The following is a 15,581-nucleotide window of genomic DNA, read 5'->3' on the forward strand; positions in this document are numbered from 1 at the left end:
TCAGTCCACCTTCGCGAGTCGTGCCGACGCGTGCGTGCGCAGCTGCTGGCCGAGCGCCGCGATGTCCCATGCCCAGAGCAGGTGCGCCTCGACGAGCCCGTAGAGGCGGGTGGCCGCCGCGTACTCCTTCGCGCCGGCCGTGCGCATCACGGCATCGGTCGCGAGGTCGATGCGCGGGCCCTTCACCTGGCCGAGGTAGACCTCGGAGACGCCGCCCGGGTGCACCAGCGCCACCTCGATGTCGAAGCCGCCGTCCGCGTTGCGCAGGGTCTCGACCGACTCGGCGTCGGTGAACGGCCGACCGCCGATGCCGGGCAGCATGCCGGGGCCGGGGTCACCCTCGGTGAGCGGGCGGGAGAGGCGCCAGTAGCCGGATTCGGCTACCAGCGGCGTGTGCTCGTCATCGAGCACCCACGTGTAGGAGCTGTAGTTGAGGTACGGCAGGCCATCGTGGCTGAAGCTGATGCGCTGGCCGAACTCGCGCTGCACGTGCTCGGCGTCGGCGTCCTCGCCGATCTTGTAGTCGAGCACTCCTGTGCCCTCCCACACGCCGATGAGCCAGGAGAGCGGGACGAGCTCGGCCGGCAGGCCGACGGGAAGCTCGATCATAGACGGCGACCGAAGCGCTAGTGCTGGCCGCGGAAGAGGTTGTAGACCACGAGCACCGCGGTGCCCGCGATCGCCAGCCCGGCCAAGCCCAGCAGTGCGATGAACACGAGTTCCAGCGTGACAAGCATGTCTCCGAGCCTAATGGATGAGGTAGATCACGCCGGTTGCGACAGCCAGGATCACGAGCGCGCCGGCGACCGATGACGCGAGTCGGCCGACGAAGCCGCGCTTCTCTTGCGTGGCGAGCTGAATGCACAGGGCGATGACGACGGATGCTGCGAGCGAGAGGCTCAGCCAGGCCCCGTCATAGTCGGCGTGCGAGAAGACGCCGATCAGCACCGCGGCCACCAGCGCGAACGCCCAGACTGCGGAAACCGTGCCCTTGGCTGCCCCCCTGGGAAGCGGATCGGTCGTCATGCAACCCATTCTGCCGCCGCAGCCCCGCGATCGAGCGCGATTTTCGCACCTCCGGCTTCGGATAGGATGCGGAATCAACGGAAAGGTCATGGAGGTCGTATGGCGCAGCTGCTGATCCTGACATCCGCCCAGGATCAGGATGTGCTGCCGGCCCTGGGCCTGCTGAATCACCGCGCTCGTGTGCTTCCCGCCGAGGCGGCGTCTCTCGTGAACGCGCCGAGCTGCGACCTCATCTTCATCGACGCCCGGCGCGACCTGGTCGGCGCGAAGGCTCTCTGCAAGATCCTCTCGACGACCGGTTCACCGTCGCCCGTCCTGCTCATCGTCACCGAGGGCGGCCTGCCGGCGGTGAACGCCGACTGGGGCGTCGCCGACGTCGTCCTCGCCGATGCGGGCCCTGCGGAGGTCGACGCCCGCATCCGGCTCGCTCTGGACCGGCACTCGGTCGACTCCGCCTCGAGCAAGATCCAGACCTCCGGCGTCACGATCGACGAGGCCTCATACTCGGCCAAGGTGCACGGCCGCCCGCTCGACCTGACCTTCAAGGAGTTCGAGCTGCTGCGCTTCCTCGCCACCCACCCGAGCCGCGTGTTCACGCGCGAGCAGTTGCTGTCAGAGGTGTGGGGCTACGACTACTTCGGCGGCACCCGCACGGTCGACGTGCATGTGCGGCGCCTGCGGGCGAAGCTCGGTGAGAGCGAGTCGCTCATCGGCACCGTCCGCAACGTCGGCTACCGCTTCAACGTCTTCGAAGACGGGCAGTGACCCGAGCGGCGATCGAACTGGTCGAGACGGATGCCTCGGCCGGCGCCGCACTTCTCGAGCCGTTCGACGAGCAGACGTCGTTCGACGTCGCGGCGGGGCGGCGGCGGCTCTTCGCACTGCGCACAACTCCTGACGAGGTGGCCGCAGGTAGCGCGGTTCTGGGCGGAGGGTCGCTCGACCTCTTCGTCCATCAGGAGTTGCGCGCACGGGGGCTCGGCGGCGCGGCGGCCGCGGAACTGCTGAAGCGCGCCGGCGACGGGCCGCTGACGGCGTGGTCGCACGGGGATCACCCCGCAGCGCGGGCGCTGGCTGTGCGGCTCGGGTTCGCGCGGGCGCGGACTCTGCTGCAGCTTCGGTCGCCGGTCGATGGCTTCGATCGGGCGACGCCCGCGAGGACGAACATCACCACTTTCCGCCCCGGCGACGACGACGCTGCATGGGTCGCCCTCAACGCCCGGGTCTTCGCGTGGCATGCCGAGCAGGGTGGCCTCACGCAGGCCGACCTCAAGCAACGTGAGGCCGAGCCCTGGTTCCGCGCCGACGACTTCCTGCTCGCCCGCGACGACGACGGCACGATGATCGGCTACTGCTGGCTGAAGATCGAGCCCGATGAGCCGAGCCGGCGGAGCGCGGCGGCGGGTACGGCGCCTACAGCGGGCTCGCGCGGCGAGGACGCGCGAACAATGGCCACCGGCGAGATCTACGTGATCGGCGTCGCGCCCGAAGCGTCTGGCCGAGGTCTCGGCCGGACGCTCATGACCGCCGGGCTCACCCGCCTGCGCGAGCGCGGCTGCGCCGAGGCCGAGCTGTATGTCGAGGCGGACAACCACAACGCCGTGCACCTCTACCGCTCGCTCGGCTTCCGCGACCATCGCGTGCACGTGCAGTACGCGCGCGCGTAATGAGATGACCTCGGATTCGTGGGTGCCGGGCACCTCGCGGCATCCTTGATCACATGCCCGCACGTACCCGAATCGCCGCACTCGCCCTCACCGCCGCCGCGGCGCTCGCCCTCACCGCCTGCTCGGCCGGCTCGAACTCGTCGAGCGGCGCCGACGGCTACGTCACGAAGGGCAAGCTGACCATCGCGACCTCGCAGCCGGCGTATGCGCCGTGGGTCGACGACAACAAGCCGGCGTCCGGCAAGGGCTTCGAGGCCGCAGTCGCCTACGCGGTCGCCGACAAGCTGGGCTTCTCGAAGTCCGACGTGACCTGGGTGCGCGACGACTTCGACAAGTCGATCGCGCCCGGCCCGAAGGACTTCGACCTCAACCTGCAGCAGTTCTCGATCACCGCCGAGCGCAAGAAGGCCGTCGACTTCTCGACGCCGTATTACACCACCAGCCAGGTCGTCATCACGACGGCCAAGAGCAAGGCGGCCGGCGCGACGAGTCTCGCCGACCTCAAAGGCGACCTGATCGGCGCCATGACCGGAACGACGAGCTACACCGACGCGGTCGCCGACATCGCCCCGAGCCAGCAGGTGCAGGTGTTCAACAGCAATGACGACGCCGTCGCCGCGCTCAAGGCCGGCCAGGTCGACGCCATCGTGGTCGACCTGCCCACCGGCTTCTACATCACGGGCGCCGAGCTCGACAACGGCAAGATCGTCGGCCAGCTGCCCGCCGTGAAGGGCGACACGGGCGACCAGTTCGGCATCGTGCTGCCGAAGGGCAGCAAGCTGACCACGAAGGTGAGCGACGCGGTCGACGCCCTTCAGAAGGACGGCACCCTCGCCCAGCTCGAGCAGAAGTGGCTGAACAGCCAGGGCAACGCCCCGCTGCTCACGTGAGCGCACCGTCTGCACTGGAGCTCGAGCGCCGCGCGTTCCGAGCCAGGCAGTCGCGCCGCTCGATCTGGATCAGTGTCGGCTCGACGCTGGTGTTCGCGGCTCTCGTGTGGGTCGGCATCGTCTCGACGCCGGGCTGGCATGCGGTGCAGCAGTCGTTCTTCGACCCTGCGCAGGCGTGGAAGTCCCTTCCGACGATCGTCGAGGGACTCTGGCTGAACCTCAGGGTCCTGTTCGCGAGCGCGGTGTGCGTGCTCGTGCTCAGCATCCTGCTCGCTGCGCTGCGCTCGCTGCGCGGCGCCGTGTTCTTCCCGATCCGTGCCGCGGTCGCGATCTACACCGACCTGTTCCGCGGGCTGCCGCTGCTGATCGTGCTCTACCTCGTCGGCTTCGGCATCCCCGCGCTGGGCTTCTTCCCGCGCATGCCCGCCGGGTTCTGGGGCACGGTCGCGCTCGTGATCACCTACACCGCGTATGTCAGCGAGGTGTTCCGCGCCGGCATCGACGCGGTGCACCCGTCGCAGCGGCTCGCCGCCCGCTCGCTCGGCCTCGGCTACTGGCAGACCCTGCGCCTCGTGGTGCTGCCTCAGGCGCTGCGGAAGGTGACGCCCGCGCTGATGAACGACTTCGTGTCGCTGCAGAAGGACGTCGGGCTGATCTCGGTGCTCGGCGCAGTCGACGCGGTGCGCGCGGCCCAGATCCAGGTGGCGCTGTCGTACAACTTCACGCCATACCTCGTCGCGGGGCTGTGCTTCGTGGTGCTTGCGGTGCCGATGATCCGGCTCACCGACTGGTACTCGGCACGCATCGCACGCCGTGAACAGATGGGCAGCGTCGTATGAGCGCGCTGCTCGGGCTCACCGGCATCCGCAAGTCCTTCGGCGACCACGAGGTGCTCGCCGGCATCGACCTCGAGCTCGCCGCGCACGAGGTCGTCGCCCTCGTCGGCGCCAGCGGCTCGGGGAAGTCGACCCTGCTGCGCTGCGTCAACCTGCTCGAGCGCATCGACGACGGCCGCATCGTTCTCGCCGGCGAGGACATCAGCGATCCGCGGGTCGTCGCCGACCGCGTGCGCGCCCGCATCGGCGTCGTGTTCCAGCACTACAACCTGTTCCCTCACCTGCGCGTCATCGACAACGTCACGCTGGCGGCGCGGCACGTGCACGGCATGTCGAAGGCGGATGCCGTGGCGAAGGGCCTCGCGTTGCTCGACCGCATCGGGCTGGGCGCCAAAGCCGGCGAATACCCCGACCGGCTCTCCGGTGGCCAGCAGCAGCGCGTCGCCATCGTGCGCGCGCTCGTGACCGACCCGGCGCTGCTGCTGCTCGACGAGATCACGAGCGCGCTCGACCCTGAGCTCGTCGGCGAGGTGCTCGACCTCGTGCGCTCCCTCAAGGAGCAGGGCGCCACGATTCTGATGGCGACGCATGAGATGGCGTTCGCCCGCGACGTCGCCGATCGGGTGGTGTTCCTCGACGCGGGCGCGATCGTCGAGCAGGCCGCCCCCGAGGCGTTCTTCGACCATCCGGAGCAGGAGCGCACACGCGCGTTCCTCTCCCGCGTGCGCGGGTGAAGCATCGCTTCCGCGGGTGAAGTTCCGCCCGCGGAAGCGCGCTTTCTCCCGCGCACGCGGGAGGGCGAGGCATCCGTTCACCTGGCGTTATCCGCTGGTGTAAAGATAGGGCGCATGGATGGCGAGAACACCCTGGTCGACGACACGCTCGGGACGGACAACCTCGATGACGACTTCGAGCCGTGGAACCCGGACTCCGACCCCTCGCTTCCGCGCGACCGCTACATCGACCGCGAGTTGAGCTGGTTGGCGTTCAACCAGCGCGTGCTCGAGCTCGCCGAGGACCCGAAGCTGCCGTTGCTCGAACGCACCAACTTCCTCGCGATCTTCGCGAGCAACCTCGATGAGTTCTTCATGGTGCGCGTCGCCGGCCTCAAGCGCCGCATCATGACCGGCCTCGCGGTGCCGACCAACACGGGGAAGGCCCCGGTCGACGTGCTCGCGGACGTCTCGGCGAAGGCGCATGAGCTGCAGCTGCGGCATGCGAAGGCCTTCCAGGAGATCGGTGCCGCGCTGCGCGCCAAGGGCATCACGCTCGCCTCGTGGGACGAGCTCTCCGAGGAAGAGCGCGCACCACTGCGCGAGCTCTACGCGAACCAGATCTTCCCGGTGCTGATGCCGCTCGCCGTCGACCCGGCGCACCCGTTCCCGTACATCTCGGGCCTGTCGCTGAACCTCGCCGTTCGCGTGCGGAACGCGAAGACGAAGAAGGAGCAGTTCGCACGTCTCAAGGTGCCGACAGTGCTCCCGCGCTTCGTGCGCATCGACGGCGGCGGCTCGGACAAGATCCGCTACATCCTGCTCGAGGATCTCATCGCGAACCAGCTCGACGAGCTGTTCGCCGGGATGGAGGTCGTCGAACACCACGTCTTCCGTGTCACGCGCAATGAAGACGTCGAGATCGACGAAGACGAGACCGAGAACCTGATCCAGGCTCTTGAGAAGGAGCTGCTTCGTCGCCGCTTCGGGCCGCCCATCCGCCTCGAGGTCACGGAGGACATGGACCCCGTGACGCTCGACCTGCTGGTGCGCGAGCTCGACGTCACCGATCAGGAGATCTACCGGCTGCCCGGGCCGCTCGATCTGCGCGCGCTCTTCGACCTCGGGCGCATCGACCGGCCCGAGCTCAAGTACCCGCCGCACGTTCCCGTGACGGCCGCGCAGCTGCAGCCGAGCGAGCCGAACGCCAAGCCCGACATCTTCGCCGCCCTGCGCCGTCAGGACGTGATGGTGCACCACCCGTACGAGTCGTTCGCGACCAGCGTGCAGGCATTCCTCGAGCAGGCGGCGCGCGACCCCAACGTGCTCGCCATCAAGCAGACCCTGTACCGCACGAGCGGCGACAGCCCGATCGTCGAGGCCCTCATCGACGCGGCCGAGGCCGGCAAGCAGGTGCTGGCCCTCGTCGAGATCAAGGCGCGCTTCGACGAGCAGAACAACATCGAGTGGGCGCGCAAGCTCGAGAAGTCCGGCGTGCACGTCGTCTACGGCCTGGTCGGCCTCAAGACGCACTGCAAGCTCGCGCTCGTCATCCGCCAGGAGGGCGGCCGGCTCAAGCACTACAGCCATGTCGGCACGGGCAACTACAACCCGAAGACGAGCCGCATCTACGAGGACCTCGGCCTGTTCACCTCCGACGACCAGGTCGGCAAGGACCTCACCAGGCTCTTCAACGAGCTGTCGGGCTACGCCATCGAGAAGAAGTTCAAGCGGCTGCTCGTCGCGCCGCTGCATCTGCGCAAGGGGCTGCTCAAGGCGATCGCGCAGGAGACCAAGAACGCGCAGGCGGGGAAGCCGGCAGGCATCCGCATCAAGGTCAACTCGATGGTCGACGAGGCCATCATCGACGCCCTGTATCAGGCCAGCAGGGCGGGCGTGCCCGTCGACATCTGGGTGCGCGGCATCTGCGGCCTCAAGGCCGGGCAGGAGGGGTACAGCGAGAACATCCGCGTGCGCTCGATCCTCGGCCGCTACCTCGAGCACTCGCGCATCTTCAGCTTCGTGAACAACGGCGACCCGCTCGTCTACATCGGCAGCGCCGACATGATGCACCGCAACCTCGACCGCCGCATCGAGGCGCTGGTGCGGCTGACGAAGCCCGAGCACATCCAGGAGCTCTCTGACAACTTCGATCTGGCGATGAGCAACGAGACGTCGTCATGGGAGCTCGAGTCCGACGGGTCGTGGGCGAGGCACGCGGTCGACGAGTCCGGTGCGCCGCTCGTCGACCTGCAGAACCGCCTCATGTACCAGATCTCGCACCGTCCGCGTGCGGCAGTGCGCCTGTGACGGACGGAGTCGTACTTGCCGCCGGAGCGGTGTGCTGGCGGATCGTGGACGGCGACGTCCGTGTGCTCGTCATCCACCGTCCCCGCTACGACGACCTGACTCTGCCCAAGGGCAAGGTCGACCCGGGCGAGACGTTGCCGCAGACCGCCGTACGCGAGGTGCGCGAGGAGACCGGGCTGACGGTCACGCTCGGGGTTCCGCTGTCGCAGACGCGCTACACGATCGCGAGCGGCCGCGAGAAGGTCGTGCACTACTGGACGGCTGAGGTGACGGATGCCGCGGTGAGGGCATCTCGGTTCCGCCCGAATTCCGAGGTGGATGCCGCGCACTGGATGCCCCTCTCGAAAGCCAAGGTCGCGCTCAGCTACGAGCACGACATCCGCCTGCTCGAGGAGTTCGCGACACTGCACGAGCGCGCGGGCGGCTCGAGCTTCGGGGTCATCGTGCTGCGGCACGCGAAGGCGCTGGGGCGCAGTGAATGGGGCGGCGTCGACGAGAAGCGGCCGCTTGCGGCGCGCGGGGTGCTGCAGGCGCAGCGCATCGTGCCGACCGTTCGCGCCTGGAGCCCGCGCCGCATCCTCACCTCTCCGGCCGTGCGCTGCGCCTCGACCGTCGCGCCGCTCGCGCGAGCACTCGACCGCAAACCGCGCTACGAGCCGGGAGTGAGCCAGGACGCCTGGGACGACGGCCTGTCGACCGTGCCCGAGGTCGTGGCGAAGCGCATCGTGTCGGGGCGGACGGCCGTGCTGTGCAGCCACAGACCCGTTCTGCCCGACATCCTGCGGGAGTTCGCCCTCGCCACGGGAACGCCCATGACCTGGCAGCTGCGCGAGGCCGCGGTGCTCGAGCCCGCCGCGTTCACGATCGTGCATCTCTCCGTGCTGCACCCGACGGCCGGAATCCTCGCGGTGGAGACCCACAGCCCGCTGTAGCGCGCGGGCGGCGTTTCACGCTCGTTCACCCCCCGTTCACCCTCGCGGAAGAGGTTGGTCAAACGCCGCCCTTAGCGTCGCCTGCGGGTCAGCACCGACCCATGCCCCGCGCGTACCCGAACTTCTCGTTTCTCGCGCGCGGCGGCTGAAATCCATTCCGAAGGGAACACAGTGAAGCTCAAGAACGTGGCGGCTGCGGGCGCTCTCGCCCTTGCTACCGCTCTCGCGCTCTCAGCCTGCGGCAGCAACGACAACGGCAGCAGCCCCAGCGACACCTCGACGAAGTCCCCGGCCGCGGCCGGCCCGACCATCGACCCGTCGCTCTCGGGCACCATCACCGCTGGTGGCTCGTCGGCTCAGGCCAACGCGCAGAAGGCATGGACGGCCGCGTTCACCGCTCAGGCGGCCGGCGTCAAGATCAACTACGACGGCTCGCAGGGCTCCGGCGGCGGCGTCACCAACTGGCTCGGCGGCTCGTACGACTTCGCGGGCACCGACTCGGCGCTGAGCTCCGACCAGTTCACCCAGGCGCAGACCACCTGCGGCGCCGACGGCGGTCTGAACATCCCCGTGTACCTCTCCGGCGTCGCGGTCATCTACAAGCTTCCGAACGACCCGAAGGTCAACCTGAGCGGATCGGTCATCGCCCAGATCTTCAACGGCAAGATCACCAACTGGAACGACCAGGCCATCGCGGCGCTCAACTCGGGCACCACGCTGCCGAACCTGCCGATCTCGGTCGTGCACCGCTCCGACGGCTCGGGCACCACGAACAACTTCACCAACTACCTGAACCAGATCGCCCCCAGCGACTGGACGACGCCGGCCAACAACGCATGGCCGAACAGCGTCGGCTCCGGGCAGCAGGGCGGCTCGGGTGTCGTGAACACGGTCGAGGCCGGTAGCGGCACGATCGGCTACGCGGACCAGAGCTCGATCGGCTCCGCGACCAAGGCGAGCATCCAGGCCGGCACCTCGGGCAGCACCTTCGTCGCCTACTCGGCCGCCGCAGCGACCAAGGCCTTCGACTCCGCCGCCAAGGATGCCGCACAGGGCACCGGCGACCTGACGAAGAAGCTCGACTACACCGCGATCACGGGTGCCGACGAGTACCCGATCCCGCTGCTCTCCTACGATGTCCTCTGCAAGAGCTTCAAGGACTCGACGCAGGGCAAGCTGACCGCGGCCTACATCGGCTTCATCGGCAGCAAGGTCGGCCAGGAGGTCGGCGAGAAGAACGCGGGCGCCGCGGCTCTGCCTGAGAGCATCCAGACCGAGATCGCCAAGACGATCGCACTGGTCAAGTAAGACAGCACCACCCACATGCGACGGTCGGGCTATCAACTGGTAGCCCGGCCGTCGCACAATGAAGCGACACCCACGATCCCCCACATCGACGAGGAACGAGACGCATCCCGTGACTGAGTCAACCGCCGCAGCTCCCTCGCGTCGGATCGTCGCCAAGGCCAGGCCCAGCGACCGCATCTTCAAGTTCCTGAGCACCGGCTCGGCCACCCTGATCATCGTGATCCTGGCCGGCGTCGCGCTGTTCCTCATCATCAAGTCCGCGCCGGCGATCACCGCCAGCTGGACGACGGGCGACCTCGCCGAGGGCACGACAGCACATCACTCGAGCTTCTGGAGCTACACGGCTCCGCTGATCTGGGGCACGCTCTGGGTCTCGCTGCTCGGCCTGCTCATGGGCGCCCCGGTCGCGATCGGCATCGCCCTCTTCATCTCGCACTACGCGCCGCGCAGCGTCGCCGGCGTGCTCGCCTACCTGGTCGACCTGCTCGCCGCCGTGCCGTCGATCATCTTCGGCCTCTGGGGCATCTTCACGATCCGCAAGTTCCTGCTGCCGTTCCAGGCATGGCTGAACCACCACGTCGGCTGGTTCCCTCTGTTCGGCGGCGACCTCAGCACGACGGGCTCGACGGCATTCGCCGGCGGCGTGGTGCTCGCGGTCATGATCCTTCCGATCATCACCTCAATCACCCGCGAGATCTTCCTGCAGACCCCGCGCCTCCACGAAGAGGCCGCACTCGCCCTCGGCGCGACGAAGTGGGAGACCGTGCGGCTCGCCGTCTTCCCGTATGCGCGCAGCGGCATGCTCAGCGCGATCCTGCTCGGACTCGGCCGCGCCCTCGGCGAGACGATGGCCATCGCGCTCATCATGTCTCCGACGATCGGCTTCTTCCTCAACTGGTTCACCGACAACCGGAACTCGCAGACCATCGCGGCGAACATCGCCCTGAACTTCCCCGAGTCGAACCAGCTTCAGCGCGAGGCGCTGATCGGTACGGGTCTTGCGCTGTTCGTGATCTCCCTGGTCGTGAACTTCGCTGCGCGCTTCATCATCGGCCGCACCGGCAAGTCGGGTGGCGGCAAGAAGGTCAAGCGGCTGCCCCCGACGAATCCGTCGACCATGCTCGCCCTCGATGACGCCGAGAGCCCGCTGGCGGCCCTTCACCCCCACGCGTCGTCTGCTCACCCTGAAGGCCTGAAGCCGAGCCAACCCGAAGGACCGCGTTCATGAGCGCCACCGCCATTCCCAACGCACCGGCTCCGAAGCGCCAGGTCGACAACGCGCTGACGAGTGGCCAGCTGCCGCGCTACTTCGAGCTCTGGTCCCTGCTCGGCGCGCTCGTCGTCAGCGCCGTCCTGTTCGCGCTCGTCGGCTTCAACGTCGTCGGCTGGGTGGTCGTCGCCGCGATCATCTACCTGCTGGCCGTCGGCGTCATCTCATCGTTCACCGAGAGCCGCCGCAAGGCGGTCGACCGCATCGTGCGCGGCGTCGTCGTGATCATGTTCCTGCTGGCGCTCGCGCCTCTGGTGTCGACGCTCATCGACGTGATCGCCCGCGGCGCGAAGGACGCGTTCGACCCGAGCTTCGTCTTCCAGACCGGCGGCACTCACTTCGACCCGGTCTCCCTCAAGGTCACGACCACGATCGGGGCATGGCAGTCGGTCGTCGGAACGCTCATCATCACCGGCATCGCGACCGTGATCAGCGTGCCGATCGGCCTGCTCACCGCCATCTATCTGGTCGAGTACGGGCGCCCCACCGCATGGATGAACCGCGCGGTCACCTTCCTGGTCGACGTGATGACTGGCATCCCCTCGATCGTCGCCGGCCTGTTCGCGTTCTCGCTGTTCACGCTCATCGTCGGCCCCAAGGCGTTCAGCGGCTTCTCCGCCGCGATCGCACTGTGCGTGCTGATGATCCCGATCGTCGTGCGCTCGAGCGAGGAGATGCTGAAGCTCGTCTCGATCGAGCTGCGCGAGGCGTCCTACGCGCTCGGCACCACGAAGTTCGTGACGATCACGCGCATCGTGCTGCCGACCGCGATCTCCGGCCTCATCACCGGCGTTATGCTCGCCATCGCCCGCGTCATCGGCGAGACCGCGCCGATCTTCATCGCGGCATCGTTCACGAGCAATTTCAATGCGAACCCGTTCCGCGACGCGATGTCGACTCTGCCGGTCATGGCGTACACCGGCTACAAGTTCCCGAGCACCGACATCCCGGCCTCATACGACTCCGCATGGGGCGCGGCGCTGCTGCTCGTCATCCTCGTCGTCATCCTCAATCTCATCGCCCGCATCGTCGCCCGCATCTTCGCCCCCAAGGGCCTGCGTTAGCCACCGAAAGAAACGAAACGGATTCCTGTGTCCAAGAGCATCGAGGTCAACGACCTCAACGTCTACTACGACAAGTTCCTGGCGGTCGAGGGCGTGTCGATCAACATCGAGCCGCGTTCCGTCACCGCCTTCATCGGCCCCTCCGGCTGTGGCAAGTCGACGTTCCTGCGCACGCTCAACCGCATGCACGAGGTCATTCCGGGCGCGCACGTCAAGGGCGAGGTGCTGATCGACGGCAACGACCTCTACGGCCCCGGCGTCGACCCGGTGCTGGTGCGCCGCCAGGTCGGCATGGTGTTCCAGCGACCGAACCCGTTCCCGACCATGTCGATCCGCGAGAACGTGCTCGCCGGCGTGCGCCTCAACAACACCCGCATCTCGAGGAACGACGCCGACGACCTCGTCGAGTCGTCGTTGCGCGGTGCGAACCTCTGGGAAGAGGTCAAGGACCGCCTGAACCTGCCCGGCTCCGGCCTCTCCGGCGGCCAGCAGCAGCGTCTGTGCATCGCGCGCGCGATCGCGGTGAAGCCCGACGTGCTGCTGATGGACGAGCCGTGCTCGGCCCTCGACCCGATCTCGACGCTCGCCATCGAGGACCTCATCGAGGAGCTGAAGAAGGAGTACACGATCGTCATCGTGACCCACAACATGCAGCAGGCGACCCGCGTGAGCGACAAGACGGCGTTCTTCAACATCGCGGGCACCGGCAAGCCGGGCCACCTCATCGAGTACGACGACACCCAGACGATCTTCTCGACGCCCAAGGTGAAGGCGACGGAGGACTACGTCTCAGGTCGCTTCGGGTAGGCATCCGACCGCTACGCGTACCGCGAACGCCCCGGGGAAGATCCCTGGGGCGTTCTCCGTTACACTCGATGTGCCGGGCCGCAGTAACCCCGGGCTCCATTTTTCGCCGCTTCGAGCGGCCTTCCGCCGAGAGGCGTTCTGCGGCCCGGTTATTCTTTTGCCCTGCTTATGAGGCGACGGATGCCGGCACGCGGTAGCCGCCCGCTCGCACCTCGTCGATCAGCGGGGCACCGGAGGGGGCCCAGCCGAAGGCGGCTCGTGCCTTGTCGGCGCGAAGCGTGCTCGTGCTCCGCAGCACGTGCGCGAACGCACCGAGCTGCTGCTCCGCGGTCTCGAACGGGATCGACAGCGGCTTCGCACCGGTCAGCTCCGCGATCGCCTCGGCGAGCTCTCGGAAGCTGAACGGATGCTCCCCCACCGCGTTGTAGACACCGGAGACAGGATTCGCGAGCGCAGCCAGGTAGAGCGCAGCGAGGTCGTCGACGTGAATCGGGCTCCAGGTGTTCTCGCCGTCTTCGATGTACGTGGCGGCGCCCGTCTGCGCGGCACTGCCGATGAGCCCCGTGAGGAGACCGGAGCCGCCCCTGCCGTAGACGAGGCCCGCGCGCACGACGATCGGCGTGGTGCCGGCTGACCCCAGCACGATGCGCTCGGCCTGCGCCTTGACCGGCTGCGCGCTCGCCTCGGGCAGCTTGGCGTCCTCTGTCGTATCGCGCTCCGGCGCGAAGCCGTACACGAGGCCGGTGCTCGTGTAGACGACGGGCTTGCCGGCATCCGCCGCCCCTGCGCCTTCGGTGAGCGCTGTGACGGCCGCAAGTTCCGCGGCGTTCGCCGTGTCGCTCATCGTGTAGTCGACCGCCGCGTGGATCACCGCGTCTGCGGTTTCTGCTGCGGCGCGGAGCAGCGCGGCATCCGCCAGTTCGCCTCGGACCGCCGCCGCGCCCGCCGCCGCAAGCCGCGCACCGCTCGCCTCTGACCGGGCGAGCGCGCTGACCTCGTGCCCCGCCGTGACCAGGTGCTCGACGAGCACAGAGCCGACGTAGCCGGTGCCGCCGGTGATGAAGACCTTCATTTCCGTCCCTTTCCTCGCGCCGCCGCGCGGCGTCGGAACGACGGTAAACTCTGACATCAATGTCAAGGTCAAGCGCGAAGGCGGATGCCCGTGAAGATCGGTGAGCTGAGCGAGAGGTCGGGGGCGAGCGCGCGTTCGATCAGGTACTACGAGCAGGTCGGGCTGCTGCGGTCGCAGCGGCTGAGCAACGGCTACCGCGAGTTCGACGATGACGCGCTGCGCACCGTCGAGACGATCAAGACGCTGCTCGACCTGGGCTTCCCGACCGAGCTGATCGAGCGCGTGCTGCCGTGCACCGGTGACGCGGGGCCCGTCGAGCAGGACTGCGGCGTGCTGATGCAGCGGGTCACCGAGATCAGGGACGAGATGGATGCCAAGGCCCGGCGTCTTACCGAGACTCGGGACGCGTTGAGCCGGTTCCTCGCGCAGGCTGAGGCTGAACGCGCCGCATAGACGGAGGACACCATGGCCGGGCAACGCATCTTCTCGTTGAGCTTCGCGACTCTCTACCCTCTCTACGTGACCAAGGTGGAGCGGAAAGGGCACACGCGTGAGGAACTCGACCGGGTCATCGAGTGGCTCACCGGATACGACGCGGACGGTGTGCAGCAGGTCATCTCAGACGGCGCCGACCTGCAGACGTTCTTCGCAGGCGCGCCCGACTTCAACCCGAACGCCTCGCTCATCACCGGGGTCATCTGCGGCGTCAGGGTCGAAGACATCGAGGACCCGCTCATGCAGAAGATCCGCTACCTCGACAAGCTCGTCGACGAGGTGGCTCGTGGGAAGAAGATGGCGTCGATTCTGCGAGCTTGAGCAGCGCGGATTGGAGAGGGATGTACTTCGACCGTTTTCGAACACTCGCTGACGCCAACTATTACCCGCTCGCTCATAGGTGATTCGAGCGTGGCAATTCCGACACCGAATATCGCACTTCGCGATCTCGGCATCGATCCGGGCTTGGCCGAACCCGTTTGCAGCCAATCGCGTGACCATCGCGGTCTTTCCGCTCCCCTCGCGATGATCGAAATCGAGCACCCGGACATCGCGTTCGCCGCAATCCACGCACGGATGGGCTAGCAGGTACTGCGCGAGATACTCCTGCGCGGCTTTTCGGATCAGCCGACGCCTTGCGACGATGACGCGAACGTGATGCTCCCGATTTTTCGCGTAGTACTCACGCGCTTGCTGCTTGTTGCAGTTTCGGCAGATCCGCTGCAGGCCGTCCTTGCAGCCCTTCGATTTGTTGTACTCGCTCAGCGGCAAATCACGACCGCATCCCCCGCAATGCTTCATACGGCGATCCTTGACGGGACCACTGACACTGGGACCGATCAGAGAGTGCCCCCGGTCGGGCTCGAACCGACGACCTTACTGATTAAAAGTCAGATGCTCTGCCAACTGAGCTACAGGGGCGCTACAACCAGCGTAACGTGCCGAGCACACAGAGAACCGCCCGGCGCCGGAGAGGGCGCCGGGCGGGAATCAGGGCGTGTCAGACTCGGTTGCGGCCACTGATGGCGCGCACGATCCAGACGATGATGGCGAACAGCGCAAGCACGATCCCGACCCAGAGCAGCCAGCTCGCAGCCTGCACGAATCCGCCCGTGAGCAGCAGAATGACCGCAATCACAGCGACGATGATCAGCAGAATGTTCATGCTTTGACGGTGCCCGGACGGGCATT

Annotated in this window: 18 protein-coding genes and 1 tRNA gene; 14 read left to right on the forward strand and 5 right to left on the reverse strand. The window is 67.5% G+C overall.

What is annotated here, in order from left to right; all coding sequences use genetic code 11:
• Nucleotides 1–609, reverse strand: a complete 609-nt coding sequence (locus D7I44_RS04465) for a nitrobindin family protein (protein WP_120788381.1) — start codon at nucleotides 607–609, stop codon at nucleotides 1–3.
• A gap of 138 nt (nucleotides 610–747) precedes the next feature.
• Nucleotides 748–1,026: a hypothetical protein gene (locus tag D7I44_RS04470; protein ID WP_120788382.1), complete on the reverse strand. Its 279-nt coding sequence runs from the start codon at nucleotides 1,024–1,026 to the stop codon at nucleotides 748–750.
• A 99-nt stretch (nucleotides 1,027–1,125) separates the two neighbouring features.
• On the opposite strand from D7I44_RS04470, the gene D7I44_RS04475 reads away from it, so the two are divergent.
• The 11 genes from D7I44_RS04475 (at nucleotide 1,126) to pstB (ending at nucleotide 12,823) form a co-directional block, all read left to right on the forward strand.
• Nucleotides 1,126–1,791, forward strand: a complete 666-nt coding sequence (locus tag D7I44_RS04475) for a response regulator transcription factor (protein WP_120788383.1) — start codon at nucleotides 1,126–1,128, stop codon at nucleotides 1,789–1,791.
• On the forward strand, nucleotides 1,788–2,693 hold the full coding sequence (gene mshD, locus D7I44_RS04480; protein ID WP_120788384.1) for a mycothiol synthase: 906 nt from the start codon (nucleotides 1,788–1,790) through the stop codon (nucleotides 2,691–2,693). The genes D7I44_RS04475 and mshD overlap by 4 nt, the downstream gene beginning before the upstream one ends.
• A 53-nt stretch (nucleotides 2,694–2,746) precedes the next feature.
• Nucleotides 2,747–3,583, forward strand: coding sequence for an ABC transporter substrate-binding protein (locus tag D7I44_RS04485; RefSeq protein WP_120788385.1), 837 nt, complete (start codon nucleotides 2,747–2,749; stop codon nucleotides 3,581–3,583).
• On the forward strand, nucleotides 3,580–4,422 hold the full coding sequence (locus D7I44_RS04490; RefSeq protein ID WP_120788386.1) for an amino acid ABC transporter permease: 843 nt from the start codon (nucleotides 3,580–3,582) through the stop codon (nucleotides 4,420–4,422). Before D7I44_RS04485 ends, D7I44_RS04490 begins: the two co-directional genes overlap by 4 nt.
• A complete protein-coding gene (locus D7I44_RS04495; protein ID WP_120788387.1) occupies nucleotides 4,419–5,153 on the forward strand; it encodes an amino acid ABC transporter ATP-binding protein in 735 nt (244 codons plus the stop codon). Before D7I44_RS04490 ends, D7I44_RS04495 begins: the two co-directional genes overlap by 4 nt.
• 114 nt (nucleotides 5,154–5,267) lie before the next feature.
• Nucleotides 5,268–7,442, forward strand: coding sequence for an RNA degradosome polyphosphate kinase (locus D7I44_RS04500; protein ID WP_120788388.1), 2,175 nt, complete (start codon nucleotides 5,268–5,270; stop codon nucleotides 7,440–7,442).
• Nucleotides 7,439–8,374: an NUDIX hydrolase gene (locus tag D7I44_RS04505; RefSeq protein ID WP_120788389.1), complete on the forward strand. Its 936-nt coding sequence runs from the start codon at nucleotides 7,439–7,441 to the stop codon at nucleotides 8,372–8,374. Before D7I44_RS04500 ends, D7I44_RS04505 begins: the two co-directional genes overlap by 4 nt.
• Before the next feature lie 171 nt (nucleotides 8,375–8,545).
• Complete coding sequence (locus D7I44_RS04510) at nucleotides 8,546–9,682, forward strand: phosphate ABC transporter substrate-binding protein PstS (RefSeq protein WP_120788390.1); 1,137 nt, start codon at nucleotides 8,546–8,548, stop codon at nucleotides 9,680–9,682.
• Nucleotides 9,683–9,791: 109 nt separating this feature from the next.
• Nucleotides 9,792–10,910, forward strand: a complete 1,119-nt coding sequence (pstC, locus tag D7I44_RS04515) for a phosphate ABC transporter permease subunit PstC (RefSeq protein WP_245980020.1) — start codon at nucleotides 9,792–9,794, stop codon at nucleotides 10,908–10,910.
• The gene (gene pstA, locus D7I44_RS04520; protein ID WP_120788392.1) at nucleotides 10,907–12,016 is read left to right on the forward strand and encodes a phosphate ABC transporter permease PstA; all 1,110 of its coding nucleotides are present in this window, start codon (nucleotides 10,907–10,909) and stop codon (nucleotides 12,014–12,016) included. Before pstC ends, pstA begins: the two co-directional genes overlap by 4 nt.
• A 27-nt stretch (nucleotides 12,017–12,043) precedes the next feature.
• On the forward strand, nucleotides 12,044–12,823 hold the full coding sequence (gene pstB, locus D7I44_RS04525) for a phosphate ABC transporter ATP-binding protein PstB (RefSeq protein ID WP_120788393.1): 780 nt from the start codon (nucleotides 12,044–12,046) through the stop codon (nucleotides 12,821–12,823).
• Nucleotides 12,824–12,989: 166 nt separating this feature from the next.
• On the opposite strand, the gene D7I44_RS04530 is transcribed toward pstB, so the two are convergent.
• Nucleotides 12,990–13,895, reverse strand: coding sequence for an NAD-dependent epimerase/dehydratase family protein (locus tag D7I44_RS04530; protein ID WP_162940050.1), 906 nt, complete (start codon nucleotides 13,893–13,895; stop codon nucleotides 12,990–12,992).
• A 90-nt stretch (nucleotides 13,896–13,985) separates the two neighbouring features.
• Between D7I44_RS04530 and D7I44_RS04535 the strand changes: the two genes are divergently transcribed.
• The 3 genes from D7I44_RS04535 to D7I44_RS18045 all read left to right on the forward strand — a co-directional run bounded on the left by D7I44_RS04535 (nucleotide 13,986) and on the right by D7I44_RS18045 (nucleotide 14,975).
• The gene (locus D7I44_RS04535; RefSeq protein WP_120790794.1) at nucleotides 13,986–14,348 is read left to right on the forward strand and encodes a MerR family transcriptional regulator; all 363 of its coding nucleotides are present in this window, start codon (nucleotides 13,986–13,988) and stop codon (nucleotides 14,346–14,348) included.
• Nucleotides 14,349–14,360: 12 nt separating this feature from the next.
• Nucleotides 14,361–14,711, forward strand: a complete 351-nt coding sequence (locus D7I44_RS04540) for a DUF2200 domain-containing protein (protein WP_120788395.1) — start codon at nucleotides 14,361–14,363, stop codon at nucleotides 14,709–14,711.
• A gap of 90 nt (nucleotides 14,712–14,801) precedes the next feature.
• The gene (locus D7I44_RS18045) at nucleotides 14,802–14,975 is read left to right on the forward strand and encodes a hypothetical protein (RefSeq protein WP_162940051.1); all 174 of its coding nucleotides are present in this window, start codon (nucleotides 14,802–14,804) and stop codon (nucleotides 14,973–14,975) included.
• 262 nt (nucleotides 14,976–15,237) lie between these two features.
• Here D7I44_RS18045 and D7I44_RS04545 read toward each other — a convergent pair.
• Together D7I44_RS04545 and D7I44_RS18050 are read right to left on the reverse strand one after the other, a co-directional pair.
• Nucleotides 15,238–15,311, reverse strand: a tRNA-Lys gene (locus tag D7I44_RS04545).
• 79 nt (nucleotides 15,312–15,390) lie between these two features.
• Nucleotides 15,391–15,555: a hypothetical protein gene (locus D7I44_RS18050; RefSeq protein WP_162940052.1), complete on the reverse strand. Its 165-nt coding sequence runs from the start codon at nucleotides 15,553–15,555 to the stop codon at nucleotides 15,391–15,393.
• Between the last annotated feature and the right edge of the window lie 26 nt (nucleotides 15,556–15,581).

The organism is Gryllotalpicola protaetiae (assembly GCF_003627055.1).
Classification (GTDB): Bacteria; Actinomycetota; Actinomycetes; order Actinomycetales; family Microbacteriaceae; genus Gryllotalpicola; species Gryllotalpicola protaetiae.